The sequence below is a fragment of the Rhodopirellula maiorica SM1 genome (assembly GCF_000346295.1).
In the GTDB taxonomy this organism is placed as follows: domain Bacteria; phylum Planctomycetota; class Planctomycetia; order Pirellulales; family Pirellulaceae; genus Novipirellula; species Novipirellula maiorica.
On the sequence record NZ_ANOG01000106.1, the window covers coordinates 1 to 5,848 of the forward strand.

The 5,848-nt window shown below is 50.7% G+C and carries 6 protein-coding genes; all 6 read left to right on the plus strand.

The window, feature by feature from the left end; translation table 11 throughout:
- Window positions 1-842, plus strand: an 842-nt coding sequence (locus RMSM_RS03090) for a glycosyltransferase (RefSeq protein WP_040763848.1), incomplete at its 5' end; no start/stop codon positions are given.
- A 51-nt stretch (window positions 843-893) separates the two neighbouring features.
- Window positions 894-2,126 carry a glycosyltransferase family 4 protein gene (locus RMSM_RS36330; RefSeq protein WP_008691420.1) on the plus strand — a complete coding sequence of 411 codons (1,233 nt, stop codon included), beginning with the start codon at window positions 894-896 and terminating at the stop codon, window positions 2,124-2,126.
- On the plus strand, window positions 2,119-2,991 hold the full coding sequence (locus RMSM_RS03100) for a sulfotransferase family protein (protein WP_040763849.1): 873 nt from the start codon (window positions 2,119-2,121) through the stop codon (window positions 2,989-2,991). The genes RMSM_RS36330 and RMSM_RS03100 overlap by 8 nt, the downstream gene beginning before the upstream one ends.
- Window positions 2,992-3,131: 140 nt before the next feature.
- A complete protein-coding gene (locus RMSM_RS03105) occupies window positions 3,132-3,992 on the plus strand; it encodes a glycosyltransferase family A protein (protein ID WP_236621980.1) in 861 nt (286 codons plus the stop codon).
- Between the two features lie 59 nt (window positions 3,993-4,051).
- A complete protein-coding gene (locus RMSM_RS03110) occupies window positions 4,052-5,182 on the plus strand; it encodes a glycosyltransferase (protein WP_008691426.1) in 1,131 nt (376 codons plus the stop codon).
- Window positions 5,179-5,848, plus strand: a 670-nt coding sequence (locus RMSM_RS03115; protein WP_040763852.1) for a hypothetical protein, incomplete at its 3' end; no start/stop codon positions are given. The genes RMSM_RS03110 and RMSM_RS03115, both read left to right, overlap by 4 nt.

The window sequence follows — 5,848 nt, forward strand, 5'->3', positions numbered from 1 at the left end:
GTTCGCTAGCCTACTTTAGGACGTTCAGAAAGGTTCCGGTTGCTTGGGAGATCAATGCTCCTGTGGCTGAAGGGGTGATACTGGGAGAATATGGTATTGACGAATGTGCAAAACGCACGGCGATTGCAACCCGCGAGTGTGCCGAGATATCCGTCGGATTCTGTGTTTCTCGCGAGATCGAACAGTATGCAAAAACAACCCTGAGGTTGGAGAACGCGATTTATGTTCCAAACGGCGGCGATTGCGGCAAATTCAAGGACTGGATGACTTCACGTGCTGACAACAGGAGCCACGTTGGCGTGAATGTGTTATGGATGGGCAGTGGAAAGTTCCCCTGGGAAGGTCATCGGCAAATACTGTCGATCGCCTCCGAACTGTGCCGACGAGTCCCAACTATTCAGTTCACATTCATCGGAGGAGGGAAAGAGCTCGTTACAGAATCGAACCCACAGATTCGGCATTTAGGCGTGGTTCCTCACGACGAGTTGTCCAGGCATCTCGCGGCCGCAGACATCTGCCTCTGCATCTACGATGTGTCGGCCTTTGGAGAATTCGGATTCTATAATTCGCCATTAAAACTTTATGAGTACATGGCTGCGGGGCGAGCGATTATTGCATCCAATGTAGGCGAAATTGCACGTACGCTCGTGGACCAAGTCGATGGTATCTTGGTGGGGCCGGACCGATCCGAAATCGAAGATGCAATCATGCGACTTCTAAACGATCCAGACTTAAGGGAGAGGCTTGGAAAAAACGCACGAAAGAAAGCCGAGCAATTTTACAATTGGGATCGCGTGGCTCATCAAACGACAACGGAACTGGAGCGAATTTGTTCTCAGTGACTGTGGAAACAACTTTTTCGTATTTGCTCCCAGAACTTTCTTGTTGATCTGATGAAACCCGCAAGAGTATTGATCCTGGATCGACGCCATGAAAGCGTTGGAGGTACAAATCACTATCTGGACTCGTTGATTCCGGCACTCACTCACGCTGGGTGCGAAGTGGAGCTCGGACTGAATAAAGATCCGAATCTTCAAGAGTTCCGGTCAAAGATTTCTCGCCACGGGGTCATCATACACGACACTCCGATATGTGAACGTCCGCCAAAGTATGTCGGAGCATGGCTGGACGAACTTATTCAACAACGTGACCCGCAGATTCTGCATGTTAACTGCCATGCAGCTGATATGCGTAAAGCGATTATTGGCATGCCGAACTGGAACCGACTTGAATGTGCTCGATTGTTCACGATGCACGGATCCATCATCAATGAAACACATTCTCTCGCGACTTCGATGATGCGATATGCACCATTTTCGTACACACGCCGGGCTTTGATTGAACGCAGGACGTTTCTTAGTTTTTTTGATAAGTGCGTCAGTGTAAGTAGGAAAAACATTCAGACGGTCGCGGAAAATCTCTCCATTCCGAGCTCGCATTTCCAATGCATTCCCAACGGTGTCGACACTGCACACTTCCAACCTAAGTTCTCTGATCATTGTGAATCGGAATGTGATGGGAGAGTGATCATCGGGACTTGTGGAAGGCTTTCCTCTGAAAAGCGTCTGGACATACTTGTGCGAGCATTTGGCTTATTGCAATCATCGCATCCTCGCACAAGGTTGCACTTGATCGGAGCGGGGCCAGAGGAACAGAACTTGCGTGAACTGGTTCATTCGCTTGGTCTGACGAACCTTGTTGAATTCAAGGGGGAACAAGACGATGTGAGGCCTGCGTTACGTGAGCTAGACGTTTTTACAGTCACATCGGATAACGAGGGGCTGCCTTATGCGCTCCTTGAGGCAATGTCGACGAGCCTGCCTTCGATCGTTTCGGCGGTGAACGAACTGCCTCATGTTGTGCGGGATGGGCGGGAAGGGTTCACTTTCCAACGAGGTAATGTTAAGGACTTGGCCGCAAAACTTTCACTCCTTGTTTCCGATAGCCGTATGCGAACTGAGTTCGGTGATAATGCAAGGAGCAGAGTCATTAAGAACTATTCGCAAGCCGAATCGCTTAACAAGACCATCAAATTCTTCCTCGATCACATTCCGGATCCAAACACGCCACCTGTGCCTACGAGCGTCAGACTCTTTCGCAATCCCAAAAATGGCAGAAATGACTAAATCCCGAAAACCCAATTTATTCTTAATCGGAGCGATGAAGTCTGGAACAAGTTCTCTACATCGCTACCTGAATGATCATCCGGACATTTTTATGTCAGGTCTGAAGGAGCCTGCGTATTTCGCAGAGGAGGTCAATTTGGGGCGAGGGCTCACTTGGTATCTGGATCTGTTCAAAGAGGCCGGCGATGCCCAAGTGGTGGGAGAGTCAAGTACGCATTACACCAAGCTACCGACGTACCAGGGCGTTCCCGAGCGGATCCAGAACTTCGCTCCTGATGCAAAATTCATTTTCCTGATGCGGGATCCATTGGCGCGTTCGATCAGCCAGTACTGGCACCATTACCAAGGTCGTCGTAGCGGCGAGGTAGAAAAAAGGGAGATGTTGGAAGCGTTTCAAGAAGATCAGCGATATCTCGCCTACAGCAATTACGCTCTTCAGCTTCAGCCCTACTTGGATCGCTTTGGCTCGGCGAGCGTAAAGGTTTTCACGCTTGAGGAATTTCGCCTTTTACCTCAGTTTTGGTTGAAACAGCTTTATGAGTGGCTGGGCGTTGACAGTGAATTTGTTGCTGATTCCATCGGAGCCAAGGTTCATGAAACACCCGCGTTGGTCACCCGACGCGTTCGCTGGCTTTATGCACTTAAAAAATCTCCGCTGTGGGAGACTGTTCGGGTGGGGGTGCCTGCGCCGATTCGAGGCCTTGGTGAACGCCTTTCCGAACGAGCACCTGTTGAAAGGAAAACAGTTCCGATAGACGATGCAATTCGATTTGCCAGTCCGATTTTGCAACAGCACACGCAGGATCTTTCTGATTTGCTTGGCCGTGACTTTCCCGAATGGAAAATGCTTTGGGATCAAGCTTGAAGTTATTCGCTCTGGACGAAACCAAGCCATCTTTGGATGACGGCGGTGTCGATCTACGCGTAACTATTGAACATGCCTTAGTCGCAACGCGACGCTAATGTGATAGACCATTGAACCCCAATCAGCCTCTAGTGAGCGTTGTGATTCCCGCGTACAACGCTTCGGAATTCTTGCCGCAAACTTTGGATTCTGTCTTGGCGCAAACCTACAAATCCATGGAAGTCATTGTAGTGGATGATGGTTCCACCGATGACACACAAGGGTGCGTCTCGACTTTCTTGTCCGACTCCCGTGTTCGTTATCACTGGAAGGAAAACGGAGGTGATGGCAGCGCTCGAAACGAAGGAATTCGCATTTCAACGGCACCCTACGTCGCGTTCGTGGACGCGGATGATCTTTGGTATCCGGACAAGCTTGAAAAGCAGATGCCGCTTTTCGACCAAAAAATCAAACCAGGAATCGTCTTCTCAGATCGAGATCTGATCAATGAAAAAGGTGAGCCCATTTTGGGCTGCCAGTGGCCTTTATTTCGTGGTAATCGTCTTTATGAACGACTGCTCATTCAGAATTTTGTTCCGACGAGTGCCGCGGTGGTCGCAAGAGAGGTTTTTAAGGAAGTTGGAATGTTTGACGAGAACATTCGGTACGTCTGCGATCGTGATTTCTGGCTTCGGGCATCGTTGAAATTCCCGTTCGACTTCGTGCCCAAGGCGTTGGAAGCTCATCGAAAATGGGGGAATCAAATGACGTCGAACAAACTCGCGTTCGCCGAAGCTGCTCTTCAGTTGATTACTCGGTTCGTTCGAGAACATCAGGATCTGATTGATGCTTCCCTGGAATCAAAAATTTGGTCGGCCGCGTACGCTCGGCGGGGTATTTGTCTTGGTGAGAGCGGTCGCTACCGGGGGGCGCTGGAAGATTTGCTCTACGCTATCCGCCAACGTCCTACGAATCGGCAAGCTGTCAAATCGCTAATCAAGCTAGTTTTAGGTCGTCTATGAACGCTCGCGATTCAGTAGACGGTCCCAGTCGGAAAAGTTCCCCAAAGACTTTGCACGTGATGCATGTCGTCTACAGTCTCGCCTCGGGAGGCATGGAGAACGGCGTTGTGAACATCTGCAATCGGTTGCCGCAAACGCAATTCCGTTCATCGGTATGCACCTTTGAGGCGGGAGGGCCGATGGAACGACGACTCGCACCGGACCGCGTCGAACTGTTCAACGTGCAGCGACGATTTGGCAATGACCCGACGGTTCCCATTCGCCTTGCCCGCGAAATCCGTCGACGAAAGGTGGATGTGCTGCACACGCACAGTTGGCCCACGCTGCTCGAAGGTCTATTGGCAAATACCGTGGCCCGTGTACCCTGCTGGATTCACGGTGAGCATGGAAAACTGATGAATCGCCGACGGCAGGTGATTGCACAGCGAATCGGTTGGGGCATGAGTGACCAAGTGTTAGCCGTCTCCAGCGCATTAGCGGACCGGATGACAGAGGAGATCGGATTTGATCGCGGGCGGATCACCCCAATCCCAAATGGTGTCGATACGAAACGCTTCTTTCCACGTGATGGGAATGGTCACCGGCTGCGTGGACAATTTGGAATTCCCAAGGATGGCGTGGCGGTTGGAATGGTTGCTCGCTTCGTTCCATTTAAGAATCACAAAGTAGTTTTTGATTCAATTGCGAAACTTCATCGTCTTGGATTGAACGTTCGTCTGGTGCTGGCCGGCGACGGGCCATTGAAAGACGAGCTGGTCAAAATGGCGGTTGATTTGAACATTTCTGATCGCGTCCATTTTTTGGGAATCATTGATCAGGTAGATGCGTTGCTGCGAGCGATCGACGTGCTGGTATCGTCATCGTCTCACAACGAAGGAATGTCGAATTCCATTTTAGAAGCGATGGCGTCAGGGGTTCCCGTCATCGCAACTCGAGTTGCTGCTGCCATGGAGGTCTTGGACGATGGACGAGCGGGGGTGCTAGTTTCGCCAAACGCAAAGGACGAATTGACACAATCGCTGAAGATCCTGATTGAAAGCCCTGAACGGAGGCAACATTTCGCCCAGAAGGGGATCGAAAGGGTTTCCGAAAAATACTCACTACCGACCATGATTCGATCGTATGGTGAAGCCTATTTGCGGACCGCAGGTATCGATTCGCCGGTTGACGCAATTGAGGAGTTTCGGTGAGCGCTCACGCCGTCATCTGGTTGCTACTGTATCTGTACTTTGCCATGCGGACGCTTTCACGTCCTGCTTGGGGCATCCCACTTTATTTGATGACTTTTTTTGCCAGTCCGGTGCTCTGGTGGTGGGGCGGACCCTTGGCCGCCGTCGGGGAAAGATGGAGCCTATTGTCATCTCTAATTTTCTTGGCAGGTGTCGGAGTCAGCGGATTTCACATTAACCAACTAACCAAGGCGCAGTCACGTGTAATGCTGTTGCTGGTTGCTTACGCCATCAACGCTACCTTTGTGCATCTCGTCTTCTCATCGAACTCCGATCCCGAGGAAAGCTGGAAGTGGCTCGATCTGATGTGGAAACAGGTGGTGTTACTTCTACTGATGATCATCTCAGTCCGTGATCTCAAGGACTTTCAGATTCTTAGCTACACGTTACTGATCGGCGGCACGTTCATTGCGTGCGAGGTCTACTTCTTCAACGCAGGTTCCTACCACCATGGGCGGCTTGAAAACCTTCCGCTTCCGTCGGGCGGAAGCTCTAATTTTGTCAGCCCCGTTCTCTCTCAGTCCGCCATTATAGGTGGTTTTCTCGTCTTTTTTGGCAAGACTAAAGAGAAGCTATTCGCGCTGTTTTGCTGCGTGATGCTGACGGAAGCCATCCTACAGTGTCTTA

Excerpts from the sequence above, each read along its gene's own strand:
- RMSM_RS03100 (WP_040763849.1), top strand. The coding sequence starts at position 2,119 with ATGACTAAATCCCGAAAACCCAATTTATTCTTAATCGGAGCGATGAAG.
- RMSM_RS03110 (WP_008691426.1), top strand. The coding sequence starts at position 4,052 with ATGCATGTCGTCTACAGTCTCGCCTCGGGAGGCATGGAGAACGGCGTT.
- RMSM_RS36330 (WP_008691420.1), top strand. The coding sequence starts at position 894 with ATGAAACCCGCAAGAGTATTGATCCTGGATCGACGCCATGAAAGCGTT.